19 protein-coding genes are annotated in these 23,726 nt (G+C 73.5%); 2 read left to right on the top strand and 17 right to left on the bottom strand.

Annotated elements, in window-relative coordinates:
* Positions 1 to 134: 134 nt before the first annotated feature.
* The 11 genes from trmD to AC4H2S_RS08290 all read right to left on the bottom strand — a co-directional run bounded on the left by trmD (position 135) and on the right by AC4H2S_RS08290 (position 10,786).
* Positions 135 to 1,313, bottom strand: a complete 1,179-nt coding sequence (gene trmD / locus AC4H2S_RS08340; RefSeq protein ID WP_491496493.1) for a tRNA (guanosine(37)-N1)-methyltransferase TrmD — start codon at positions 1,311 to 1,313, stop codon at positions 135 to 137.
* Positions 1,310 to 1,915 (bottom strand): ribosome maturation factor RimM, encoded by a 606-nt coding sequence (gene rimM, locus AC4H2S_RS08335; protein WP_491496492.1) that lies wholly within the window; start codon positions 1,913 to 1,915, stop codon positions 1,310 to 1,312. Before rimM ends, trmD begins: the two co-directional genes overlap by 4 nt.
* 86 nt (positions 1,916 to 2,001) lie before the next feature.
* The gene (locus AC4H2S_RS08330; protein WP_091196877.1) at positions 2,002 to 2,244 is read right to left on the bottom strand and encodes an RNA-binding protein; all 243 of its coding nucleotides are present in this window, start codon (positions 2,242 to 2,244) and stop codon (positions 2,002 to 2,004) included.
* Between the two features lie 2 nt (positions 2,245 to 2,246).
* Entirely contained in the window at positions 2,247 to 2,825 is a 579-nt protein-coding gene (gene rpsP, locus AC4H2S_RS08325; protein WP_491496491.1) for a 30S ribosomal protein S16, read from the bottom strand.
* A gap of 178 nt (positions 2,826 to 3,003) precedes the next feature.
* The gene (locus AC4H2S_RS08320) at positions 3,004 to 3,657 is read right to left on the bottom strand and encodes a GNAT family N-acetyltransferase (protein ID WP_491496490.1); all 654 of its coding nucleotides are present in this window, start codon (positions 3,655 to 3,657) and stop codon (positions 3,004 to 3,006) included.
* Positions 3,658 to 3,795: 138 nt separating this feature from the next.
* Positions 3,796 to 4,875, bottom strand: a complete 1,080-nt coding sequence (locus AC4H2S_RS08315) for an amidohydrolase family protein (protein ID WP_491496489.1) — start codon at positions 4,873 to 4,875, stop codon at positions 3,796 to 3,798.
* Positions 4,876 to 4,885: 10 nt separating this feature from the next.
* Positions 4,886 to 5,245, bottom strand: coding sequence for a hypothetical protein (locus tag AC4H2S_RS08310; protein WP_491496488.1), 360 nt, complete (start codon positions 5,243 to 5,245; stop codon positions 4,886 to 4,888).
* Positions 5,242 to 6,819 carry a signal recognition particle protein gene (gene ffh / locus AC4H2S_RS08305; protein ID WP_491496487.1) on the bottom strand — a complete coding sequence of 526 codons (1,578 nt, stop codon included), beginning with the start codon at positions 6,817 to 6,819 and terminating at the stop codon, positions 5,242 to 5,244. The genes AC4H2S_RS08310 and ffh overlap by 4 nt, the downstream gene beginning before the upstream one ends.
* A gap of 91 nt (positions 6,820 to 6,910) precedes the next feature.
* The gene (locus AC4H2S_RS08300; protein WP_491496486.1) at positions 6,911 to 9,133 is read right to left on the bottom strand and encodes a [protein-PII] uridylyltransferase; all 2,223 of its coding nucleotides are present in this window, start codon (positions 9,131 to 9,133) and stop codon (positions 6,911 to 6,913) included.
* Between the two features lie 28 nt (positions 9,134 to 9,161).
* On the bottom strand, positions 9,162 to 9,500 hold the full coding sequence (locus tag AC4H2S_RS08295) for a P-II family nitrogen regulator (protein WP_491496485.1): 339 nt from the start codon (positions 9,498 to 9,500) through the stop codon (positions 9,162 to 9,164).
* Positions 9,497 to 10,786: an ammonium transporter gene (locus AC4H2S_RS08290; RefSeq protein WP_491496484.1), complete on the bottom strand. Its 1,290-nt coding sequence runs from the start codon at positions 10,784 to 10,786 to the stop codon at positions 9,497 to 9,499. Before AC4H2S_RS08290 ends, AC4H2S_RS08295 begins: the two co-directional genes overlap by 4 nt.
* Positions 10,787 to 11,019: 233 nt before the next feature.
* Between AC4H2S_RS08290 and AC4H2S_RS08285 the strand changes: the two genes are divergently transcribed.
* Both AC4H2S_RS08285 and AC4H2S_RS08280 read left to right on the top strand, forming a co-directional pair.
* Complete coding sequence (locus tag AC4H2S_RS08285; protein ID WP_491496483.1) at positions 11,020 to 11,964, top strand: rhamnan synthesis F family protein; 945 nt, start codon at positions 11,020 to 11,022, stop codon at positions 11,962 to 11,964.
* Entirely contained in the window at positions 11,954 to 14,944 is a 2,991-nt protein-coding gene (locus AC4H2S_RS08280; protein WP_491496482.1) for a glycosyltransferase family protein, read from the top strand. The genes AC4H2S_RS08285 and AC4H2S_RS08280 overlap by 11 nt, the downstream gene beginning before the upstream one ends.
* Positions 14,945 to 15,519: 575 nt before the next feature.
* Here the strand turns inward: AC4H2S_RS08280 and ftsY are convergent.
* From ftsY to AC4H2S_RS08250, 6 genes are all read right to left on the bottom strand, one after another.
* On the bottom strand, positions 15,520 to 16,683 hold the full coding sequence (ftsY, locus tag AC4H2S_RS08275) for a signal recognition particle-docking protein FtsY (RefSeq protein WP_491496481.1): 1,164 nt from the start codon (positions 16,681 to 16,683) through the stop codon (positions 15,520 to 15,522).
* Positions 16,684 to 16,755: 72 nt separating this feature from the next.
* On the bottom strand, positions 16,756 to 16,932 hold the full coding sequence (locus AC4H2S_RS08270; RefSeq protein WP_491496480.1) for a hypothetical protein: 177 nt from the start codon (positions 16,930 to 16,932) through the stop codon (positions 16,756 to 16,758).
* 105 nt (positions 16,933 to 17,037) lie between these two features.
* Positions 17,038 to 17,511, bottom strand: coding sequence for an acyl-CoA thioesterase (locus tag AC4H2S_RS08265; protein WP_491496479.1), 474 nt, complete (start codon positions 17,509 to 17,511; stop codon positions 17,038 to 17,040).
* Entirely contained in the window at positions 17,508 to 21,062 is a 3,555-nt protein-coding gene (gene smc / locus AC4H2S_RS08260) for a chromosome segregation protein SMC (protein ID WP_491496478.1), read from the bottom strand. The genes AC4H2S_RS08265 and smc overlap by 4 nt, the downstream gene beginning before the upstream one ends.
* 156 nt (positions 21,063 to 21,218) lie before the next feature.
* Positions 21,219 to 22,319 carry a pyridoxal-phosphate-dependent aminotransferase family protein gene (locus AC4H2S_RS08255; RefSeq protein WP_491496477.1) on the bottom strand — a complete coding sequence of 367 codons (1,101 nt, stop codon included), beginning with the start codon at positions 22,317 to 22,319 and terminating at the stop codon, positions 21,219 to 21,221.
* Between the two features lie 28 nt (positions 22,320 to 22,347).
* A complete protein-coding gene (locus AC4H2S_RS08250; RefSeq protein ID WP_491496476.1) occupies positions 22,348 to 23,709 on the bottom strand; it encodes an FAD-binding oxidoreductase in 1,362 nt (453 codons plus the stop codon).
* Between the last annotated feature and the right edge of the window lie 17 nt (positions 23,710 to 23,726).

Genomic DNA, 23,726 nt, shown 5'->3' with positions numbered 1-23,726 from the left:
GCCCGGTGCGGCCGGCCGGTGCGCCCCCTGTGGCAGGTGCGGTGCGGCGGGACCCCGGAGCACGCATCGGAGGATGCGACCGGGCGACCCTGGCCTCGAGCGGACCAAGGGTGAAGTCTGCCAGAGCGAGCGGGTCAGCGTGAAATCCGGCGCCGGACCTGCTTGGTCAGCACCACGGCCCCCGGCGGGGCCGGGCGGTCCGGGCGCAGCCGGAAGCCGGCCTTCTTGTACATCCGGAGGTTGTCGGTCGAGCCTGCCCCCGTGAAGAGGACGTAGGTCGTCACCTCGGACGGTGCCAGCCCCTCGACGAGCTCGAGCAGCGCCCGGCCCAGCCCGCGACCCTGCAGGTCGGGCGCGACCATGATGCGACCGATGTCCCACTCGCCGTGGGAGTCCACGCGACCGCGCACGGCACCCACCAGCCGGCCGGAGGACGGCTCGCGGGCGACCATGACGGTCCACTCCCCCAGCCCGCGGCGTACGTCGTCGAGCGACTCGCGCAGCGCCGGGATCTCGACCCCGGGATTGGCCTCGAGCTCCTGGAGCCAGCAGGCCCGCTGGAGCGTGTAGAGCTCGCCGGCGTCGGCGGGCACGGCCGGGCGTACGTCGAGATCGCGCAAGGCGCCCACGAGCGCACCGGCGCCGAGCAGGTCGGGCCGGCGCTCGGCGGTGCGGAGGGCGGCCTGCTCGCGCCGCCACGCCGCGATCCGGGCGTGGTCGCCCGAGAGCAGCACCTCGGGGACCTCGCGACCCTGCCACGAGGCGGGCTTGGTGTAGACGGGGTACTCCAGCAGTCCGTCGGCGTGCGACTCCTCGACGAGGGACTCGGCGTTGCCCATGAAGCCGGGCAGCAGCCGGACGACCGCCTCGGTGATGGCGAGCGCGGCGACCTCTCCCCCGTTGAGGACGTAGTCGCCGAGGGAGACCTCGCGCACGGTGCCGAGCGTCGCCGCGTGCTCGATGACCCGCTGGTCGATGCCCTCGTAGCGTCCGCAGGCGAAGACCAGGTGCTCCTGCCCGCTCAGCTCGTGGGCGAGCGCCTGGGTGAACGGCTCGCCGCTGGGCGTGGTGAAGACGATCGTCGCGCCGGCCGCCACGGCGTCCAGCGCCCGGCCCCACGGCTCCGGCTTCATGACCATGCCGGCGCCGCCGCCGTAGGGCGTGTCGTCGACGGTGCGGTGCCGGTCGGTGGTCCACTGCCGCAGGTCGTGGACGGTGACGTCGAGCAGGCCGCGGTCCTGCGCCTTGCCCGGCAGGCTCAGCCCAAGCGGGGCGAGGTAGTCGGGGAAGATCGTGACGACGTCGATCCTCATGGGCGGTCCTCGTCGCTCGCGCCGTCGCTCGCCCCGTCGGTCGCCTCGTCGGGGAACGGCGAGACGAGGCCGGGGCGGTCGGCGACGACGACCCGGCCGGCAGCGAGGTCGACCTCGGGCACCAGGGCGGACACGAACGGCACCAGCGTGTCGCGGCCGTCGGGCGTGCGCACCGTCAGCAGGTCCTGGGCGGCGCCGTGCACGAGCGCCGTGACGGTGCCGAGCGGGCTGCCGTCGACGTCGACCACGTCCAGGCCCACCAGCTGGTGGTCGTAGAACTCGTCGGGGTCCTCGGGAGTCTCGTCGCGGCCGATGGTGGCGTAGAGGACCGTGCCGCGCACGGCCTCGGCGGCGTTGCGGTCGGCCAGCTCCTCGAAGGTCACCAGGAGGGTGCTCTGGTGCCAACGGGCGCGGGTGACGGTCAGGCTGGTGGGGCGCCGGTCGGCGCCGGCCGGTGCCTCCGCGCGCAGGGTCGTCCCCGGGGCGAAGCGACGGTCGGGCTCGTCGGTGCGTACGTCGAGGGTGACCTCGCCGCGGATGCCGTGGGGCTTGCCGATGCGAGCGATCACGACCTCGATGTCGTCCGCGTTGTCCTCGTTCACGCGCCGAGGCTATCGCCGCACCCGGGGACGGCCGACGGGCACCACCCCTGCTCGGAGTGATGCCCGTCGATGAGGCTGTCGGTCGCTCAGCGGCGCCGGTCGGTGTCGACGAAGTCGACCCGCGCACCGCCACGGCCGGCGAGGGCCGAGACGACGGTGCGGAAGGCGGTCGCGGTGCGACCGTTGCGGCCGATCACCTTGCCGAGGTCGTCGGGGTGGACCCGGACCTCGAGGATGGAGCCGCGACGCAGCTGCTTGTCGCGGACGACGACGTCGTCGGGGTGGTCGACGATGCCCCGCACCAGGTGCTCGAGTGCCTCGGCGAGCACGATCAGGCCTGCTTGTCCGCGTCGACGCCGGAGGTGTTCTTGCCGGCGTCCTCGGCCGTGACGTTCTCGAGGTCGGCGTTGGCGTCCGCAGCGCCCTCGGGCGTCTCGGAGGCCGGGACCGGGGCGGGCGCCTCAGCCTTCTCCTCGGTCTTCTCCTCGGTCTTCGCCTCGGTCTTCTCGGCCTTCTCCGCCTTGTCGGCCTTCTTCTTCGAGGTCACCGCGCCACCCTTCGGGTCGGCGGAGACCTCCTTGAGGGCCTCGTTGAAGATGTCGAGCTTGGAGCGCTTGGGCTCCTTGACGCGGAGGGTCCCCTCGGTGCCCGGCAGACCCTTGAACTTCTGCCAGTCGCCCGTGATCTTCAGGATCGCCTCGACGGCCTCGGAGGGCTGCGCGCCCACGCCGAGCCAGTACTGCGCCCGGTCGGAGACGACGTCGATGTAGGACGGGTCCTCCTTCGGGTGGTACTTGCCGATCTCCTCGAGGACCTTGCCGTCGCGCTTCTTGCGCGAGTCGACGACGACGATGCGGTACTGCGGCACCCGGATCTTGCCCAGGCGCTTCAAGCGAATCTTGACGGCCACGTTTGTGGTGTCTCCTCAGAAATTGTCGTGGGTGAGGGACCGTTGCCAGGTGGGGTCACCGGTGCGGGTCACTCGAAGGGCGCTGCGTGATCGGAGAGAGGGTCCGGGCACGCAGGACACAAGGACTGATTCTGCCAGAGGCGAGGCACGACGACCAATCCGCCCCGTGGCGGCGACCCTACGCGTCGAGCCCGATGAAGGCCCGGACCGCCTCGGCCCCCGTGACGCGGATCGGCTCGGCGCCACGGACGAACGCCTCCGGCGTCAGCACCAGCCCCTGGTTGAGCGCGAGCTCGCCCTCCCGGCGCTTGTACCGGCGCACCGCTGTGGTCCGGTAGCCGACCTTGCGCGAGACGGCCAGCGAGGCGGGGTTGTCGAGGAACGCCGCCGAGGTGATCTCCTCGAACCCGAGGTGGTCGAAGAGCAGGGCGCACATCGCCTGCCGCATGGCGGTGCCGAGCCCACGGCCCTGGAACTCGCGCCCCAGCCACGAGCCGGTCTCCCCGGTCCGGGTCACCGGGAAGTGCGTCGCGGAGACGCCCTGGCAGCCGACCACCCGGCCGTCGAGCAGCACGGCGAGGTCGAGGCAGAAGTCGTCGGGCGAGAACGTCGACCGCTTGCCCCAGTGGTAGGCCGCGGTGTTGCGGGCGAGCTGGCCGGGAGGCGCGGCCGTCCACGGGAAGTAGAACGGCATCTCCTCGGGGTCGTGGATGCCGGCCTCGACGAGGTCGCACACCTCGAGGATCAGCTCGTCGGTGAGCCCCCGCAGCTCGAGCGGGCCGGCCACCACGTGCAGGCCGAGGGGCGGGAAGAGGTCGACGAGGGTGCTCATGGGCGCATTCCATCGCGTGCGGGGGCTCGGCTCCCAATCCTTTTCCCGGGCCCACGCGAGCGGGGTGAGCAGCGTCCCACGGACCTGACCGCCGCACGGGCGTGCCGGTCGTCCGACGTCGACTGAGGGCCGGTCGGCTCAGACCACGCTGCGCCCGCGCAGGACCACGCGCGTCGGCGTACGCAGCACCGACAGGTCGGCCCGCGGGTCGCGGTCGTAGACGACGAAGTCGGCCGAGGCGCCCTCGACCAGGCCGTCCACCCCGAGCCACTCCCGGGCCCGCCAGCTGGCCGCGCCCAGCGCGTCGTGGGCCGGCATCCCGATGCGGACGAGGGCCTCGACCTCGCCGGCGATGTTGCCGTGGCGGCTGATGCCGCCGCCGTCCGAGCCCGCGTAGATCGGCACGCCCGCCTCCCAGGCCGCCATGATCGTGGCGGGCATCCGGGCGTAGAGGTCGGTCATCGTGGCGGCGTAGGCGGGGAACTTCTCCTGCCCGGCCGCCGCGTGCTGGGGGAACTTGTCGAGCTGCATGACGGTCGGCACCAGCCGGGTGCCGTGCTCGACCATCGCGTCGATCAGGTCCTCGGTGAGCCCGGTGCCGTGCTCGATGCAGTCGATGCCCGCCTCGATCAGGCCGGGCAGGACGCCGTGGCCGAAGCAGTGGGCGGTCACCTTGGCGCCCTCGGCGTGCGCGGCGGCGATCGCGTCGGCGAAGGCCTCCGCGGGGAACGACGGCGCGAGGTCACCCTCCTCGCGGGAGATCCAGTCGCCGACGAGCTTGATCCACCCGTCGCCGTTGCGGGCCTCCTGGGCGGCGTAGGTCGCCAGGTCGGCGGGCTCGACCTCGTGGGCGTAGCCACGGATGTAGCGCCGGGTCGCCGCGATGTGGCGCCCGCACCGGATCAGGCGGGGCAGGTCGTCACGGTCGTGGATCCAGCGCGTGTCGGAGGCCGAGCCGGCGTCGCGGATGAGCAGCGCCCCGCCGTCGCGGTCGGCGATCGCCTGCTGCTCGGTGGCCTCGTCGTCGGTGGCGCCGAAGTCGTCGAGCCCGAGGTGGCAGTGGGCGTCGACGAGGCCGGGCACGATCCAGCCCTCGGCGACCGTGTCGGCGCCGGCCTGCGGCTCGAACGTGATCCGGCCGTCGACGACGTAGAGGTCGGTGGGCTCGCCGTCCGGGAGGACGGGCCCGCGGAAGCGCTGCGCTGGCTCAGGTGGCATGCGGCGGAGGCTACAGCCGCTCGAGCAGCCACGACGGACTGACCACCTGGGCGGGCGAGACGTTGGCCGCCAGCGCCCGGTCGGCGGTCGCCACCACGACCTGCGCACCCGCCTCCGCGGCGCGACGGGCCTGCTCGCGGATCGTGGCGTCGCCGTCGCGCGGCGCGTGCACGGTGCGTACGTGGGCGTCCCTGCCCGCCCGGACGCCCGCCTTGGCCTGCCCCTCCAGCACGAGCACGACCTCGTCGTAGGACGTGTCGGCGACCAGCAGCCGCTCGTGGAGGCGGCGTGCCGCCCCCGCACGGTCCTTCCACCAGCCGTCCGGCACCGAGCCGACGACGTTGGCGCCGTCGACGACGAGGACCCTCACTTGAGGAACTGCGAGAAGTCCTTGGGGAGGTTGAGCTGCTCGGCAGCCTTCTCGTAGTCGATGTCGGCGCCGTCGGGGTTGCCGAAGGGGTTGGCACCCTTGTCGGTCGCGGCGGCCTTCTGCTGGGCCTTCTGCTGGGCGGCCTTGGCGGGGTTGCCCGAGACCCGCTTCTTGCCCTTCTTGCCCTTCGCCTGGGCCTGCCGCGCACCCGCGCGCTTCCCCCCGCCCAGCCCCGGCATGCCGGGCATCCCGGGCATGCCGGGCACCCCGCCCCCGCGGGCCATCTGCTCCATCATCTTGCGCGCCTCGAAGAAGCGGTCGACGAGCTGGTTGACGTCGGAGACCTGGCGGCCGGAGCCGGCGGCGATGCGGGCACGGCGCGAGCCGTCGATGATCTTGGGGTTGTCGCGCTCGGCGGGCGTCATCGACTGGATGATCGCCTGGATGCGGTCGATCTCGCGCTCGTCGAAGTTTTCGAGCTGGTCGCGGAACTGCCCCATGCCGGGGAGCATCCCCATGATCTTGGTCATCGAGCCGAGCTTGCGGATCTGCATCATCTGCTGGAGGAAGTCCTCCAGCGTGAACCCGCCCTTGGTGGCGAGCTTCTCGGCCGCCTTGAGCGACTGCTCGGAGTCGAAGGCCTTCTCGGCCTGCTCGATCAGGGTGAGCATGTCGCCCATGTCGAGGATGCGCGAGGCCATCCGGTCGGGGTGGAAGAGGTCGAAGTCGGTCATCTTCTCGCCGCTGGAGGCGAACATGACCGGCTTGCCGGTGATCGAGCGGATCGACAGGGCGGCGCCACCTCGGGCGTCGCCGTCGAGCTTGGTGAGCACCACGCCGTCGTAGCCGACGCCGTCGAGGAACGCCTGCGCGGTGGTGACGGCGTCCTGGCCGATCATCGCGTCGACGACGAACAGCACCTCGTCGGGCTGCACCGCGTCGCGGATGTCGGCGGCCTGCCGCATGAGGGTCTCGTCGACGCCGAGGCGACCGGCCGTGTCGATGATGACGACGTCGTGCACCTTGCGCTTGGCCTCCTCGAGGGAGGCGCGGGCGACGTCGACCGGGTTGCCGGTGCCGTTGCCGGGCTCGGGGGCGAAGACCGGCACGCCGACCCGCTCGCCGTTGACCTGGAGCTGCTGGACCGCGTTGGGCCGCTGCAGGTCGGCCGCGACGAGCATCGGCGTCTTGCCCTGCTCCTTCAGCCACAGCGCGAGCTTGGCCGCCAGCGTGGTCTTGCCGGCACCCTGGAGGCCGGCGAGCATGATGACGGTCGGGCCGGTCTTGGCGTAGCGCAGGCGGCGGGTCTCGCCGCCGAGGATCGTGACGAGCTCCTCGTGGACGATCTTGATGATCTGCTGCGCCGGGTTGAGCGCACCGCTGACCTCCTCGGAGCGGGCGCGCTCCTTGACCGCGCCGACGAACTCCTTGACGACCGGCAGGGCGACGTCGGCCTCGAGCAGCGCGATGCGGATCTCGCGCGCGGTGGCGTCGATGTCGGCCTCGGAGAGACGACCCTTGCCACGCAGGTTCTTGAAGGTGTCGGCAAGGCGGTCGGAGAGTGTGGCGAACACGGTGTGGGTCTGTCCCTCGCATCGGTGGTGGATCAGGGGCGGATCGGTGGTGGTACGACGCCCAAGACTAGCCGCCGGAGCCGCGCGGGGCTCAGCCGCCGAGCGCGGTGCGCACCGCGTGTGCCGCCTCGGCCGCACGCTCGTCGGTCGGACGCACCCCGCCGAGCTCCTGCACGTAGAACACGTCGACGGCCTGGGGACCCAGTGTCGACACGTGCGCTGACGCCACGGTCAGCCCGAGCCGGGCGAGCGTGGTGAGGACGCGGTGGACGACCCCGGGCCGGTCGGACGTGCGGATCTCCAGCACCAGCGACGCCCGCGAGGCGTCGGGGCGCACCTCCACGATGGGCGGCAGCTCGCCGTCGGGGCGGGCGGGCAGGTCGGGCAGCCGCTCGGTGCCCTCGACGACCCGCCGGATCCGCTCGCGGACGACGGCGGCGTCGAGGTAGGCGTCGGGGACCTCCCACGCGCTGATGCCCCACTCGCCGTCGGCGTCGACCTGTCCCCAGGCGCGGGCCGCGTGCACGGGCACCCGCAGCGCGGCGAGCCCGCCGGCCACGTCGGCGAGCAGGCCGACCCGGTCGGCGGCCACCACGGTGACGGTGGCGCCGACGTCGTGCGGGTCGACCTCCACCGACACGGCCGTCGGGTCGCGGCGTACGACGTCGGGCACCGGCACCGACCCGGGCGCGGCGACGTCGACGACCTCGGCGCCCAGCGCGTGCCGGGCCCGCGAGACCAGGCGGTCGACCAGCGAGGCGCGCCACGTCGTCCACGCGGCCGGCGAGGCGGCGCGGGCGTCGGCCTCGGTGAGGGCGCGCAGCAGCTCGAGGCTGGCCGCGTCGGGGACGTGGGTGAGCAGCTCGGCGGTGGTGGCCGGGTCGTCGGGGTCGCGGGTGGTCGCGAGGTCGGCCAGCAGCAGGTGCCAGCGCACCAGCGAGGCGACCACCTCGGCGTCGAGGTCGGTGAAGCCCATGCGGGCCACGACCTTGCGCGCCACCGGCTCACCCGCGACCGAGTGGTCGTGCAGCGAGCCCTTGCCGATGTCGTGCAGGAGCGCCGCCACCAGCAGCAGGTCGGGTCGCCGGACGGTGCGGATCAGCGCACCCGCCTCGGCGCAGGTCTCCACGACGTGCCGGTCGACGGTGAAGCGGTGGATGGCCGAGGCGTGCGGCAGGAGCCGGATCTGCTCCCACTCGGGCAGGAAGGTGTCGATGCCCTCGACCTCGTCGAGGGTCTCCCACACGGGCAGCAGTCCCGGCCCGCTCGCCAGGAGGCGGACCAGGGCGTCGCGGGCCGCGGCGGGCCAGGGCACCGGGAGGGCGCCCCCCTCCCGCACCAGGCGGGCGGCGGTGGTGGGCGCGAGGACGGCGTCGCGGCTCGCGGCCTCCGCCGCCGCGCGCAGCAGGAGGGTGGGGTCGTCGGCGGGTCGGGTGCCCGCGTCGAGGACGACCTCGCCGCGCGAGAGCGCGATGCCGGGCGCGATCCGCTCCAGCGCCGGCGTGCGGCGGCTCCGCTCCCCCGTGGGGCGAGCCGTCACCGCGTCGGTACGACGCCACGCCAGGCGCGACAGGTGGCCGATGCGGCGCCCGAGCGAGCGGACGTGGCGTTGGGCGGCCTCGGCGTCGTCGAGGCCCAGCCGATCCGCGAGCGGGCCCCACGCCTCGGGGGCGATGCGGTCGTTGGGGCGCCCGGCCAGGTCCTGCACCTCGTCGCGGACGTCGAGGAGCATCTGCCGGGCGGCCTCGAGCGCCGGGGTCGACGCGTCGACGAGCCAGGTGGCTTCGATCGCGCGCAGCACACCGGCGTCCCGCAGGCCGCCCTCCGCCTCCTTGACGTCGGGGACGGAGGCGTGGGCGAGCTCGCCGGTGACGCCGTGCCGCTTGAGCGTCATCGCCTTCAGCTCCGGCAGCCGCGTCCGGGCCCGGCGCCGCCAGTCGGCGAGCATGGTCGTGCGCAGCCGCAGGCTCAGGCCGGGGTCGCCGGCGAGGTGCCGGACGTCGAGCAGCCCGAGCGCGACCCGCAGGTCGCACGCGGCCTCGAGGACCTCGCCCATCGATCGGACCGCGTGGTCCAGGCGCCGCCCGGAGTCCCACAGCGGGTACCACAGGGCGGTGCCGAGGTCACCCAGGTCGACCCCGTCGTCGTGGACGAGGACGACGTCGAGGTCGGAGTGGGGGGCCAGCTCGCCCCGGCCGTAGCCCCCGACCGCGACCAGGGCCACCCCCGTGGCGGGCCCTGCCGAGGAGGCGTACGCCTCCCGGCAGAGCTCGTCGGCGGAGGTGGTCCTGGTGCGTCGGTCTGCTGCGCTCATGCGGTCACGTCCCGAGAAGACGGGGCCATCAGAGAGCGGACGCGTCCTGCTCGCCGGTCCGGACGCGGACGACGGTCTCGACCGGGCTCACCCAGACCTTGCCGTCGCCGATCCTGCCGGTCTGCGCGGTCTTGACGACGATCCCGACGACGTCCTCGGCGTCGGCGTCGTCGACCACGATCTCGATGCGGATCTTGGGGACGAGGGCGATGTCGTACTCCGCGCCCCGGTAGACCTCGGTGTGGCCCTTCTGGCGGCCGTAGCCGCTGACCTCGGACACCGTCATCCCGGCGACCCCGAAGGTCTCGAGGGCCTCGCGGACGTCCTCCCACTTGTGCGGCTTGATCACCGCGGTCACGAGCTTCATGCGCTGGCTCCTTCGGTCTTGGTGGTGGCGGCCGGGGCCGCGGTGGACGAGGCGAGGACACTGCTCGCGCCGCCGCTGGTGCCGCTGTGCAGGTCGTACGCCGACTCGCCGTGGGCGGCCAGGTCGATCCCGTTGACCTCGTCCTCCTCGTCGAGGCGCAGGCCCATCGTGTACTTGATCGCGAGTGCGATCACGGCGGTCAGGACGCCCGAGTAGATGACGGCCACGACGACGCCGAGCGACTGGTCGGCGAGCGAGCCGAAGCCGCCGCCGTAGAGGAGGCCGTCGATCCCGCCGGCACCCTCGGCCGTGGAGAACACGCCGATCAGGACGGTGCCGACGACGCCGCCGACCAGGTGCACGCCGACCACGTCGAGCGAGTCGTCGTAGCCGAGCTTGTACTTCAGGCCGACCGCCCAGGCGCAGACGCCACCGGAGATCAGGCCGATCGCCACGGCACCGGAGAGGTTGACCGCACCGGCGGCCGGGGTGATCGCAACCAGGCCGGCGACGATGCCGGAGGCGGCGCCGAGGGAGGTGGCCTTCTTGTGGATCAGGCGCTCGACGACCAGCCAGCCGAGGATGGCCGCCATGGTGGCCAGCGTGGTGTTGGCGAAGGTGCGCCCGGTCTCCATCGCGAACTGGGTCTCCGGGTCGTCGCCGAAGACGATCGAGCCGACGTTGAAGCCGTACCAACCCATCCAGAGCAGGCCGGCGCCGAGCATGGTGAGCGTCAGGTTGTGCGGACGCATCTGCTCGCGGGGCCAGCCGATGCGCTTGCCGAGCAGCACCACGAGCACGAGGGCCGCGACGCCGGCGTTGATGTGGACGGCGGTGCCGCCGGCGTAGTCCTGCGCGCCGATCCGGCCGCAGATGAGCGAGTCGTCGGTGCAGCTGAAGACCATGTGGGCCATCGGGAAGTAGACGATGAGGGACCACAGCGGCACGAAGACCACCCAGGCGGAGAACTTGAGCCGGTCGGCGACGGCGCCGCTGATCAGCGCGGCGGTGATGATCGCGAAGGTCATCTGGAACATCACGAAGATGTAGTCGCCGGTCGACACGCCGTCGAGCCAGAGCAGCTCGAAGGGGTTGGCGAAGAAGGTGCCGTCACCCCCGAAGCCCATCGACCAGCCGACAGCGACGTAGAGGATGCCGACGATGGCCGCAGCCACGTACGACATCATCATCATGTTGAGCACGGACTTCGAGCGCGACATGCCGCCGTAGAACAGCGCCAGCGCGGGCACCGTCATCATCAGGACGAAGGCAGTCGCCACCAGCATGAAGGCGTAATAGCCGTCCACAGGACCTCCAGGAGTTGAGCACGTACGGAGCGGGGTTGGTCACCCGGGCATGACGCCGATGTCATGCCGGTGCCCACGTGATGACCCGCAGCCTGCGCGGACGACGTTTCACCGGGCCGCGACGGATGTTGCGCGCACGCAACGGAATGAGCGCTCGTGTTACGGGTGTGTGAACGGATCGGGGTCCGGTGCCACCTTGTTAGTGTTCGGCCGTGTCCAGACTGGCCGTGATGGCGCACTACGACGTCGCCGGGGAGCTGCGGCCCCACGTGCGAGGCCAGGTGGAGGCGCTCGCCGCGTCGGTCGACACGCTCCTCGTGTGCACCACGGCGAGCCTGCAGGACTCCGCGCGCGCCTGGCTGAGCGAGCGGGCCGTGCTGGTCGAGCGCGCCAACTACGGCTACGACTTCTTCAGCTACAAGGTCGGCCTCGACGCCGCCGGTGACCTCACGGCCTACGACGAGGTGGTGGTCTGCAACGACACCTACGTCTTCGCCCTCGACTCCTACGACCCGGTCTTCGCCGAGATGGCCACGCGTCCGTGCGACTTCTGGGGCCTGACCGCGGCCGAGCGCGTCGCGCCGCACATCCAGTCCTTCTTCATCGCCTTCCGCCCGTGGGTGGTCGGCTCCAGGGCGTTCACGACGTTCTGGGAGGAGATGGAGCCGATCTCGAAGCGGCGCCAGGTCATCCGCCGCTACGAGGTCGGCATGTCGCACCGGCTCTACGAGGCGGGGTTCGCCTCCGACACCTACTTCCGGGAGACGCCCGAGGACCGCCGCATCGCCCGCGAGCGGATGCGCTGGTGGGCCGCCCACCGCTCCCACTTCCCCCGCACCCGGGCCGAGGTCCGCGAGTGGCGCGAGCGCGCCAACGAGCCGTGGAACCCCGCCCGCAGCCTGGCCGATCGGGTGCTCGACAACGCCCGCCTGCCCTACGTCAAGATCGACACCCTGCGCTACGACCCCTACAACCTCGACGCCCGGCGCCTGCTCGAGCTGTGCGAGCGCCGCTTCCCCCAGCGCTTCGAGGGGGTGCGCGAGTTCCTCGAGGAGACCGCCCAGTACTACCCGCTGCGCGACACCGAGCGACTGCTGCCGACCCCGCTGGCCCTCGAGCCCCTCTTCCCGCGGGTGAGGTACTCCGATGCGCGGTGACCGCCGCCGGCACGGCCAGGTGCGGCTCGACGACGCCGCCGACGTGATGGTCGACTCCGGCCTCATCGACGTCGACTACGTCGCCGCCCAGCTCGGCACCACCTTCGCCTCCCCCGCCGAGGCCGCGCGCGCGGTGGTGGAGGCCGGCGACGTCTCCCCGCACCCGCTCTTCGAGGCGCAGTGGATCGGGCGACGCCGCTCGTGGCAGCGCGCCGGCCAGCACCCCGTGCTCTGGTACGTCTCCGAGCGCCGCCGCCGCAACCGCATCGCGCCGCACCCGCTGGTCGACCCGCGCATCGTCTTCGCCGCCTACCCCGAGGCCCGGCACCACCCCTACGGCGCGCTGTCCTACTGGCTGTCGGTCTCCGGGCCGGCCACGCCGCTGCCCACGCGCATCCTGCCCCGCAAGGTCTCCTGGTCCACCTACCGCGCGGCCGCCATCGCTGCCGCCGCCCAGTGGCGCGACGAGGTCGTGCGCGAGCGTCCCCCGCTGGTCGGGCCGACCCCTGAGCTCCCGGCCCTGACGGGCGCCTCCCCCGCCGTGACCGTCGTGATGGCGGCCCAGGACGACGGACCGCTGGTGCGCCGGACGGTGGCGTCGCTGCAGGCGCAGTCGTTCACCGACTGGCACCTCGTCGCCGTCGACCGGGGCTCGCACGACGACACGGCGGCGGTGCTCCAGGGCGTGGCGGCCTTCGACGACCGGATCACGCTCGTGCGCGAGTCGCGGTGCAGCCGCGCCCGGGCGCTCAACGTCGCCCTCGAGCACGGGACCGCCGAGCACGTCGCCTTCCTCCCGCTCGGGCGCGAGTGGCTGCCCGACATGCTCCGCGACCTGCTCGCGCACGCCCACGAGAGCGGCGCGGCCGCCGTGCTGGCCGGCGCCGGGGCGGTCGGCCGCTCGCGCCACGAGCTCCTCGCCGGACGCCCGGTCGACCTCGCCACCGCCCTGCTGCGGCGCGACGCCGTCAAGGACGTCGGGGGCTTTGACGAGGCCCTCGGCGGCGCGGTCGAGCGCGACCTGGTGCTCCGGCTCACCCGCGACCACGAGCCGCTCGCCGTCGACGTGCCCGTGCTCAGGCGTCCCGACGCGCCGCCGGCGGGCTTCGCCGACGACTGGGACTCCGCGGTCCTCGAGCGCCAGCTCGTCGACTGGGAGGAGGCGGCGGCGCGCGAGACCGACGAGGCGCTCGTCAGCCACGTCATGCCGGTCGGCCCGGAGCCGCGTCGCACCGTCGAGTGGCTGGGCTCGGTGCCGCGCGAGGGCTCCGAGCTCGTGCTCGTCGGCGTCCGCCTGCGCCGGGCGCACCACGTGCTGGCCGCGTCGATCGCCGCGGTCATCTCGCGGGCCCGCTTCGTCTCGGTCCCGGCCAACGTCTCGATGTCGGTGGCCACCAACGTCGGCATCACCCAGGCCGCCGGCAGCACCCTGCTGCTGGTCCGGCCCGAGGCGATGCCCCCGCGGCAGCCGATCGCCGAGCGGCTCGCGGGCGTGCTCCGCGAGCCCGGGGTCGGGCTGGCCCAGCCCCTGGTCGTCGACCTCGACGGCGTGGTGCTCAGCGCCGGGGCGCGCTTCGCACCCGACAACCCCCACCCCGAGCTGTTCCTCTCCGGCCTGCCCACCAGCGACGCGCTGCGGATCGGCACGACCACAGTCGCGGCTCCCGCCGCCCCCCTGGTGGCGCTGCGCACCGACACGGCCGTCGCCCTGCACGGGCTCGGCGCGCGGTTCCGCACCGTGCTCGCCGAGACCGACCTCGGGCTCCGGGCCGCGCAGGCCGGGCTGGGCCGCACGGTGCTCGTACCCGACACCGTGATCACCTCCCGCACCGCCTACGCCGACGTCGAGGAGCTCATCGGCGCCCTGTCGTCGCTGCGCGCCACCGTGCTGGACGTGCCGCACCCGCTTCCCGACGACTCCCACGAGCAGCTGCTCACCGCCGGGCTCGAGGTGACCGACGAGCGCAACCGCCGGGTCACCGCCGACCCCGACGACCCGGCCGCGCCCGCGGTGCTGGTGCCCGAGCTGGTGGTGCGCGCTGTCGAGGGCATCCGCGAGTCACCCCCGCGGCTGCGGTGGGCCGTCGACATCGCCGCGCCGGCCGCCCAGCGCGGCGACCGGTGGGGCGACACCTACTTCGCACGGTCGCTGGCCGAGGCCCTCGAACGACGCGGCCAGCACGTCGCTATCGACCGGCGGGACGCCCGGCACCGCGACTCGCGCGACCACGACGACGTGCTGCTGGTGCTCCGCGGCCTCGACCGTGTCACGCCGCGCCCGGGACTGCTCAACGTCGAGTGGATCATCAGCCACCCCGACATGATCACGCCCGACGAGGTGGCCGGCTTCGACCTCGTCTACGCCGCCAGCACCAGCTGGTCCGAGCGGGTGAGCCGCGAGTGGGGCACCCCCGTCACGCCGCTGCTCCAGTGCACCGACACGCGCTGGTTCCACCCCGACCGCGCCCGGCCCGACACGGGCCCGGCGCTGCTCTTCGTCGGCAACTCACGCGGCATCTACCGCTACGCCGTGCGCAGCGCGCTGGCCATCGGCGCCGATCTCACCCTGCACGGCAACGACTGGACCGACTTCGTCGAGCGCGACCAGATCGCCTCCGGCGGCGTCGACAACCGCGAGGTCGGCGTGCTCTACGCCTCGGCCGGCATCGTGCTCAACGACCACCACCTCGACATGCGCCGCGACAGCTTCGCCTCCAACCGGCTCTTCGACGCCGCGGCCTGCGGGGCCAGGATCCTCAGCGACCGCATCGACGGGCTGGAGGAGATCTTCTCCGGCCTGGTGCTCCCCTTCGACAACGAGCATGAGCTGGCCCGCCTCGTGCAGCCGCCCTACGACGCGTTCCCCGACGACGCGACCCGTCGCGAGATCGCGATGCGCATCATCGCCGAGCACAGCTTCGACAAGCGCGCCGAGACGCTGATCGACGATGCCGTGCGGAGCCTGCTGGCCCGCCGCTGACGGCCTGGCGGACTGTCGAGTCGGCTCGTCCTGACACCCCAGACCCGTCGAGTCGGCCCGTCCTGACCGCCCAGACCCGTCGAGTCGGCCCGTCCTGACCGCCCAGACCCGTCGAGTCGGCCCGTCCTGACACCCCAGACCCGTCGACCCGGCTCGTCCTGACACCCCAGACCCGTCGACCCGGCTCGTCCTGACACCCCACACCCGTCGACCCGGCTCGTCCTGACACCCCACACCCGTCGACCCGGCTCGTCCTGACACCCCACACCCGTCGAGCCGGCTCGTCCTGACACCCCACACCCGTCGAGCCGGCTCGTCCTGACACCCCAGGGGCGTCGAGCCGGCTCGTCCTGACGGATGGAACGCGAGGACGCGCCGACTCGACCGCGCAGCGGCGCCAGGACGCGCCGACTCGACAGCCCAGCAGCGCCACGACGCGCCGACTCGACAGCCCAGCAGCGCCACGACGCGCCGACTCGACAGCCCCGCAGCGCCAAGACGCGCCGACTCGACCGCCCAGCGACGCCACGACGCGCCCACTCGACCCTCCAGCGGCGTCAGAACGCGCCCATTCGTCAGCCGAGCAGTGCGTCGACGAACGCGGCCGCGTCGAACGGCGCCATGTCGTCGGGGCCCTCGCCGAGGCCGACGAGCTTGACCGGGACGCCCAGCTCGCGCTGCACCTGCACCACGATGCCGCCCTTGGCGGAGCCGTCGAGCTTGGTGAGCACGATGCCCGTGACGTCGACGATCTCGCTGAAGACGCGGGCCTGGATGAGGCCGTTCTGACCCGTGGTGGCGTCGAGGACGAGGAGCACCTCGGTGACGTCGGCCTGCTTCTCGATGACCCGCTTGATCTTGCCGAGCTCGTCCATCAGGCCGGCCTTGTTCTGCAGGCGGCCGGCGGTGTCGATGAGCACGGTGTCGACGCCGTTGTCCATCCCGTGCTTGACGGCCTCGAACGCCACGCTCGCCGGGTCGCCGCCCTCGGGGCCGCGGACCACCTCGACGCCCACCCGCTCGCCCCACGTGGCGAGCTGGTCGACGGCGGCCGCGCGGAACGTGTCGGCGGCACCGAGGGTGACCGACAGGTCCTCGGCGACGAGGATCCGGGCGATCTTGCCGACCGTCGTGGTCTTGCCGGCGCCGTTGACGCCGACGACCAGCACGACACCGGGCTTGCCGTCGGTGCCGGTCACCTGCACCCGGCGGTCGAGGTCGGTGCCGACGAGCTCGATGAGCTCCTCGCGCAGCACCTCGCGGGCGTCCGGCGCCTGGCCGCCCTCGACCCGCAGCCGGGTGCGCAGCCGCTCCACGAGCGCCTGGGTGGGCGCGACCCCGACGTCGGCGGTGAGGAGGGTGTCCTCGATCGCCTCCCAGGTGTCCTCGTCGAGGCGGTCGCGGCTGAGGAGGGCCAGGATGCCCTTGCCCAGCCCGCCCTGGGAGCGGGAGAGGCGCTGGCGCAGCCGGACGAGCCGCGACGCCGTGCTCTCGGGCTTCTCGACGGTCGGGGCCGCCGGTGCCTCAGGCGCCGCGGGGGCGGTCGGCTCGGCGGTGCCCACGGCGGGCTCGGGCGGCGCCTCGGTCGCGACGTCGGCCTCGGTCGGCGGCGGCGCGATGACGTCCGTGCCGCCGCTCGGGGGCGCCGACGTGCGCCGGCGTCCCGAGGTGAGCAGCGCGCCGAGCGTGAGGACGCCGACGACTGCGATGGCGATGATCAGATAGAGCCAGTCATCCATGGGCCCAATCCAACCACCACCGTCCGGCGTCCCGGTCGGGCGGTGTGCCGTGCGCCGGAGACGCGTGGCGACTCAGGTGCGGGACTCGGAGTCCTCCAGCGTGGGCAGCGAGTCGACGCCCTTGCGCATGGCGGTGCCGAGCTGAGGCGCCACGGGCAGCTTCTCGCCGCGGTGGGGGTAGGCGACGTAGACCGCTACGGCGGCGGCGACGAGCACGCCCAGGGACATCATGAGGATGATCGCGAGCACGGGGTTCCTCCGAGGTGGGGCCGGTCGGGTCCATTCCACCGTGACACACCGCGGCGGAGCGTCCCGCATCGAGCCGGGCCGGGCGAGTCGTGGGTGTGGCGACCCTCACGCCTCCGGCCGCAGGAGCGGGACGACCGCGGCCCGCACCACGTCGGGCACGGGCACCACGGGCCGGTCACCGGCGCCGCGGGCGTTGTCGACGTAGACGTGGACGAAGCGCCCCTCGGCCGCCGCCTCGTCGGAGGGCCCCTGGAAGAGCCCGATGCGGTAGACGATCGAGCTGGTGCCGACCTTGTCCACGACCAGGCCCATCTCGATCGGCTCCGGGAAGCCGATCTCGCGGTAGTAGTGGCAGCCGGTCTCGGCGACCACGCCGATCTGGGGCAGCGCGCGGACGTCGACGCCGGTGGCCTCGTAGAGGTGGGCGTTGACGGCCGTGTCGAACAGCTCGTAGTAGGTCGCGTTGTTGAGGTGGCCGTAGGCGTCGTCGTCGCGCCACCTCGTCGTCGCACTGCGCCAGGCGACGTAGTCGGCCCGGGTCGGCCGGCGCCGTCGGGTGCTGCCCCCTGCGGCGCTCATGCGCTCTCGGCGTCGCGCAGGCGCTGGCTGATGACCGCCGACACGCCGTCGCCGCGCATCGTCACGCCGTAGAGGGCGTCGCCGACCTCCATCGTGCGCTTCTGGTGGGTGATGACGAGCAGCTGGGAGTTCTCGCGCAGCTCCTCGTAGATCTCCAGCAGGCGCCCGAGGTTGGTGTCGTCCAGCGCTGCCTCCACCTCGTCGAGGATGTAGAACGGCGAGGGCCGGGCCTTGAAGAGCGCGACGAGGAAGGCGACCGCGACGAGGGACCTCTCGCCGCCGGACAGCAGCGAGAGCCGCTTGACCTTCTTGCCTGCCGGGCGGGCCTCGACCTCGATGCCGGTGTTGAGCATGTCGCCGGGGTCGGTGAGGACCAGGCGGCCCTCGCCGCCGGGGAACAGCCGGGCGAACGTCTGGTCGAAGGCCTTCTCCACGTCGGCGTAGGCCTCGGTGAAGACCTGCTCCACGCGGGTGTCGACCTCGCGCACGATGTCGAGGAGGTCCTTGCGGGTGCGCTTGAGGTCCTCGAGCTGCTCGGTGAGGAACTTGTGCCGCTCCTCCATCGCGGAGAACTCCTCGAGCGCGAGCGGGTTGACCCGGCCCAGCATCGACAGCGATCGCTCCGCCGCGCGCAGCCGCTTGACCTGCTCCTCGCGGACGTACGCCGTGGGCTCGGGCGGCTCCTCCCCCTCCGGCACCTCGCCGGTGAACGGGATCGGGGCGTCCGGGCCGTAGTCGGCGACCAGGCCGTCGGGGTCGAGCCCGAGCTCCTCCAGCGCGCGCTCCTCGAGCTGCTCGATGCGCATCTTCTGCTGGGTGCGGGCCATCTCGTCGCGGTGGACCGAGCTGACCAGCTCGTCGTGCTCGCGGGCGAGGTCGCGCAGCCGGGTGCGCACGGCCATGAGCTCCTGCTCGCTGCCCTGCCGTGACTCCTCCACGGCGGCCCGCTCGTCGGCGGCCAGCATGACCGAGCGCTCGAGCTGGTGCAGCACGACGCGCACGGCGGACGACACCGCCTCGGCGGCGCGTCCCTCGCGGATCAGCCGCTCGCGTCGCTCGGCGGCGCGGGCGCGGGACTCGCGCTCGGCCTGTGCGGCGCGGAGCAGGGAGTCGGCACGTCCGTGCAGCGCGCGGGCACGCTCCTCGGCCGTGCGCAGCGCGAGGCGGGCGTCCATCTCGGCCTGGCGCGCCTCGCGGGCGGCCTCGGCCAGCCGCTCGCGCTCGCTCGTGTCGGGCTCCTCGTCGGTGACGTCCTCGGCCGCGGCCAGGCGGGCCTCGAGGTCGACCAGTCCGGCGAGCGCGGTCTCGCGGGCCTCGCGGGCCGTGGCGATCGCCCGCTCGAGCCGGTCGGCCTCCCCCTTGGCGGCACGGGCCTGCGAGCCGTACTGGCCGAGCTCCTCGGCCACCGCGGCGAGCGTCGCGTCGGACTCGTGCAGCTTGGCCAGCGCGACGTCGACGCGCTTGACGGCGTCGTGCCGAGCGGCCTCGAGCCGCGAGATCTCGAACCCGAGGCGCTCGGCGGTCGCGGTTGCGTCGGCGAGCCGGGTGCCGGCCTCGTCGACGGCCGCCTGGATCTCGATCAGGCTCGGCTGGCTGGACGAGCCGCCGGCCGCGAAGTGCGCGCCGAGCAGGTCGCCCTCGCGGGTCACCGCGACGACGTCGGGGTGGTCGGCGACCAGGCCCCGGGCGGCGGCCAGGTCGTCGACGACGGCCACGCGGTCGAGGAGCCGCACCAGCGCGGGACGTACGTCGTCGGGCGCGGAGACGACGTCGACGGCGTAGGTCGCGCGGTCGGGCAGGGCCGGCCAGTCGCGGTCGGTGGCGGGCGCGCCCCCGAGCAGCATCCCGGCGCGACCGAGGTCGTCGGCCTTGAGGTGGCCGATCGCGTCGAGGGCCGCGGCGGCGTCGGAGACCACGACGGCGTCGGCGGCGGAGCCGAGCGCGGCCGCCACGGCCGTCTCGTAGCCGTGGTCGACGTCGAGGAGCGCGGCGACGGAGCCGAGGAGCCCGGCCACCTCGTCCGTCGCGGCGAGCAGCGCGCCGACGCCGTCCTTGCGGTTGAGGCCCAGCTCGAGCGCGTCGCGGCGCGCGACCAGCCCGGTGCGCTCGCGCTCGGCCTCCTGGGCGTCCTCGCGGGCCCGGGCGAGCTGCTCGTCGATCTCGTCGAGGGCCGCGACGGCGTCCTCGTGCTCGGTGTCGAGGCCCTCCTCGCCGGCGTCGAGGCCCGCGACGCGGGTCTCCAGTGCGGTGAAGTCGCGCTGGGCGCGCTCGGCGCGGGCGACGGCGTCCTCGCGGGCCTCGGTGAGCCGCTGGATCTCCGCGTCGGCCGCCTCGGAGCGCGACTTGAGCGCGTTGACCTGTCCGGTCAGCCGGGCGAGGCCCTCCCGGCGGTCGGCGGCGGCGCGCTGGAGGGCCGCGATGCGCTTGTCCTCCGCGGCCGCGGCCTCCTCGGCCGCCCGCTTGGCGACGACGGCGGCGTCGAGGGCGGCGCGCTGCTGCTCGACCTGGGCGGCGATCTCCGCCTCCTGGCGGCGTACCCGCTCGGCCTGGGCCTCGAGGTCGTCGGGGTCGCGACCGGAGTCGACGGTGTCGCCCTCGCTCGCGCCGGCGGCGTTGCGGATCCGCTCGTCGGCCAGCGACGCGGTGCCGCGCAGTCGCTCCTTGAGCCCGGACAGGGCGAACCACGTCTCCTGTGCCGCGGCCAGCCGGGGCAGGTCGTCGCGCAGGGCCGCCTCCAGGCCGGCCTCCTTCTCGCGTCCGGCGGCGATCTCGGCCTCGACCTGCTCGCGCCTCTGCACCAGCAGGGTCTCGTCGGCCATCTCGGACTCGAGGGCGGTGCGCGCGCTGACGAGGTCGTCGGCGAGCAGGCGCGCGCGGGCGTCGCGCACGTCGGCCTGCACGGTCTGCGCCTGCCGCGCGACCTCGGCCTGGCGGCCGAGCGGCTTGAGCTGGCGGCGGATCTCGGAGAGCAGGTCGGCCAGGCGGGTGAGGTTGCCGTCGGTGGCGTCGAGCTTGCGGAGCGCCTTCTCCTTGCGCTTGCGGTGCTTGAGGACGCCGGCCGCCTCCTCGATGAAGCCGCGACGGTCCTCGGGGGTGGCGTGCAGGATCGAGTCGAGCTGGCCCTGCCCGACGATCACGTGCATCTCGCGGCCGATGCCGGAGTCGCTCAGCAGCTCCTGCACGTCGAGGAGCCGGCAGCTGCTGCCGTTGATGGCGTACTCCGAGCCGCCGTTGCGGAACATCGTGCGGCTGATCGTGACCTCGGCGTAGTCGATCGGCAGCGCGCCGTCGGAGTTGTCGATGGTCAGCTGCACCTCGGCGCGACCCAGCGGCGGGCGACCCGACGTGCCGGCGAAGATGACGTCCTCCATCTTGCCGCCGCGCAGGCTCTTGGCGCCCTGCTCGCCCATCACCCACGCGAGGGCGTCGACGACGTTGGACTTGCCGGAGCCGTTGGGGCCGACGATGCAGGTGATGCCCGGCTCGAGCTGCAGTGTCGTCGAGGAGGCGAAGGACTTGAACCCCTTGAGGGTCAGGCTCTTCAGGTACAACGCGGGCTCCTCACCGGATCAGACCGCTCCCACCGTCCTCGGGGAGGCTGAAGACTGGGGACGCTCAGCGCCGCTCACCCTACGGCACGGGCGCGCGCCGGAGACGGTTGCACGCGGCGTGGCACAAGGCGTGGCACAAGGCGTGGCACGGGGCGGTCAGCGACCGAGCACGTCCTTCAGCGCGGCCAGCACGAGGAGCACCGCGTCGGGGCGGGCGTTGCGACCCATCAGCCCGATCCGCCACACGCTGGCGGCGTACGCCCCGGCACCCGCGCCGATCTCGATGCCGTAGCGCTGGAGCAGCTCCGCGCGCACCGCAGCGGAGTCGACGCCCTCGGGCACCTTGACGGTGGTGAGCTCGGGGAGCCGGCTGCCCTCGGCGGCGAACAGCTCGAGGCCCATCTCCTGGAGCCCGGCCTGCAGCGCGTCGCCGGCGGCCTGGTGGCGCGCCCACACGGCCTCGAGACCCTCCTCCAGGATGCGGGTCAGGCCGCCGTGGAGGCTGGCGACCATCGCGGTGGGCGCGGTGTGGTGGTAGGTCCGCTGCCCCGTGCCGCCGTCCTTGACCCCGGCCTCGCCGACATAGCCGCCGAGCATGCCGAGGTCGAGGTACCACGAGCGCGGCTTCTCGACGCGGCGCTCGAAGGCGCGGTCGTTGATCGTGAACGGCGCGAGGCCGGGCGCCACGCCGAGGCACTTCTGGGTGCCGGCGTAGCCGATGTCGATGCCCCAGTCGTCGGCGCGCAGCTCGATCCCGCCGATCGAGGTGACAGCGTCGGTGAGCAGCAGCGCGTCGCCCTTGCCGGCGCCGAGCGCGGCGATGTCGGAGCGCGCGCCCGTCGAGGTCTCGGCGTGGACTGCGGCGATGACCGCCGGCGAGTCGTGGGCCGACAGGACGCGGTCGACGTCGACCGGCTGTCCCCACTCGTGCTCGACCGCGACGACCTCGGCGCCGCAGCGGGCTGCGACGTCGGTCATCCGCTGGCCGAAGAGGCCGTTGACCGCCACGACGACGACGTCGCCGGGGTGGACGGTGTTGACGAACGCCGCCTCCATGCCGGCCGAGCCCGTGGCGCTGAGCGGCAGCGTGCGGGCGTTGCCGGTGCCCCAGACCGTGCGGAGCATGTCGCAGGTCTCGTCCATGATCCGGAGGAACTCGGGGTCGAGGTGACCCAGCAGCGGCTCGGCGAGCGCGCGGGTGGCCTCGGGGTAGGGGTTGGACGGGCCGGGGCCGAAGAGGTGCCGCTCGCGGATCATGGGACCGACCGTAGCCAATCGGCGCCCGTCACAGCACCGCCCCGGGGTTGAGGATGCCGGCCGGGTCGAGGGCGTCCTTGATCCGCCGGGTCAGGGCCATCACGTCCTCGCCGAGCTGGTCGGGCAGCGCGGACTTCTTCGTGCGCCCCACCCCGTGCTCGCCGGTGATCGTGCCGCCGAGCCCGATCGCGGCCTGCAGGATGTCGTCGAACGCGGCGCGCGCCCGCCGCTCGGAGGCGGGGTCGGCGGCGTCGTAGACGATGATCGGGTGGGTGTTGCCGTCGCCCGCGTGGGCGACGGTCGGGATCTCGACGTCGTGGCGCGCGGCGATCTCGGTGACCGCGGCCAGCAGGTCGGGGAGCAGCGGCACCGCGGCGCCGACGTCCTCGAGCAGCAGCGCACCGCGCGCCTCGATCGCCGGGAACGACATCCGCCGCGCCTCGACGAACATCTCCCCCTCGGCCGGGTCGTCGGTGAGCACGACCTCGCTCGCACCGGCAGCGATGCAGGCCGCCTCCACGACCGCGATCTCGGCCACCCGGGCCTCCCCCGGCGCGTCGGACTGCACGAGCAGCAGCGCTCCCGCGGTGCGGTCCAGCCCGCGCGGCGCGTAGTCCTCGACCGCGTTGATCGTGGCCCGGTCCATCAGCTCCATCATCGAGGGCCGCAGCGTGCGGCGCACCGCGACGACCGCCTCGGCAGCGGCCACGACCGAGGCGAACGACGCCACGAGCGTCGCGGGCGGCAGCGGCACCGGCACCAGCCGCAGGATCGCCCGGGTGACGATGCCGAGCGTGCCCTCGGAGCCGACGAAGAGCTTCACGAGCGACAGCCCCGCGACGTCCTTGATCCGCTTCCCGCCCAGGGTGATCAGCGTGCCGTCGGCGAGGACGACGTCGAGGCCGAGGACGTAGTCGGTGGTGACGCCGTACTTCACGCAGCACAGCCCGCCGGCGTTGGTCGCCACGTTGCCGCCGATCGAGCAGATCTCGAAGGACGACGGGTCGGGCGGGTACCAGAGCCCGTGCTCGCGCGAGGCGGCCTTGACCTCCGCGTTGAGCGCGCCGGGCTCGACGACGGCGACCTGGCAGTCGGTGTCGATCTCGATGCCGCGCATCCTCTCCAGGCTGAGCACGATGCCGCCGTCGACGGCGCTGGCGCCTCCCGACAGGCCGGACCCGGCCCCGCGGGGCACGACCGGGACGCCGTGCCCGGCCGCCCAGCGCACCGCGGCCTGCACCTGGGCGGCGTCCTCGGCGCGCACCACCGCGAGCGGGGTGCCGGCGCCGACGTCGCGCGACCAGTCGTGGCGGTAGCTCTCCAGCGTCGCCGGGTCGGTCGCGACGACACCGTCGGGCAGGGACTCCACGAGCTCGGCGAGGGCATCCACGCACACATCGTGGCACG

Source organism: Nocardioides sp. Z13_37, from assembly GCF_058355585.1.
Note: the sequence above shows the minus strand (reverse complement) of the source record. Positions and strands in the feature narration are given on the sequence as shown.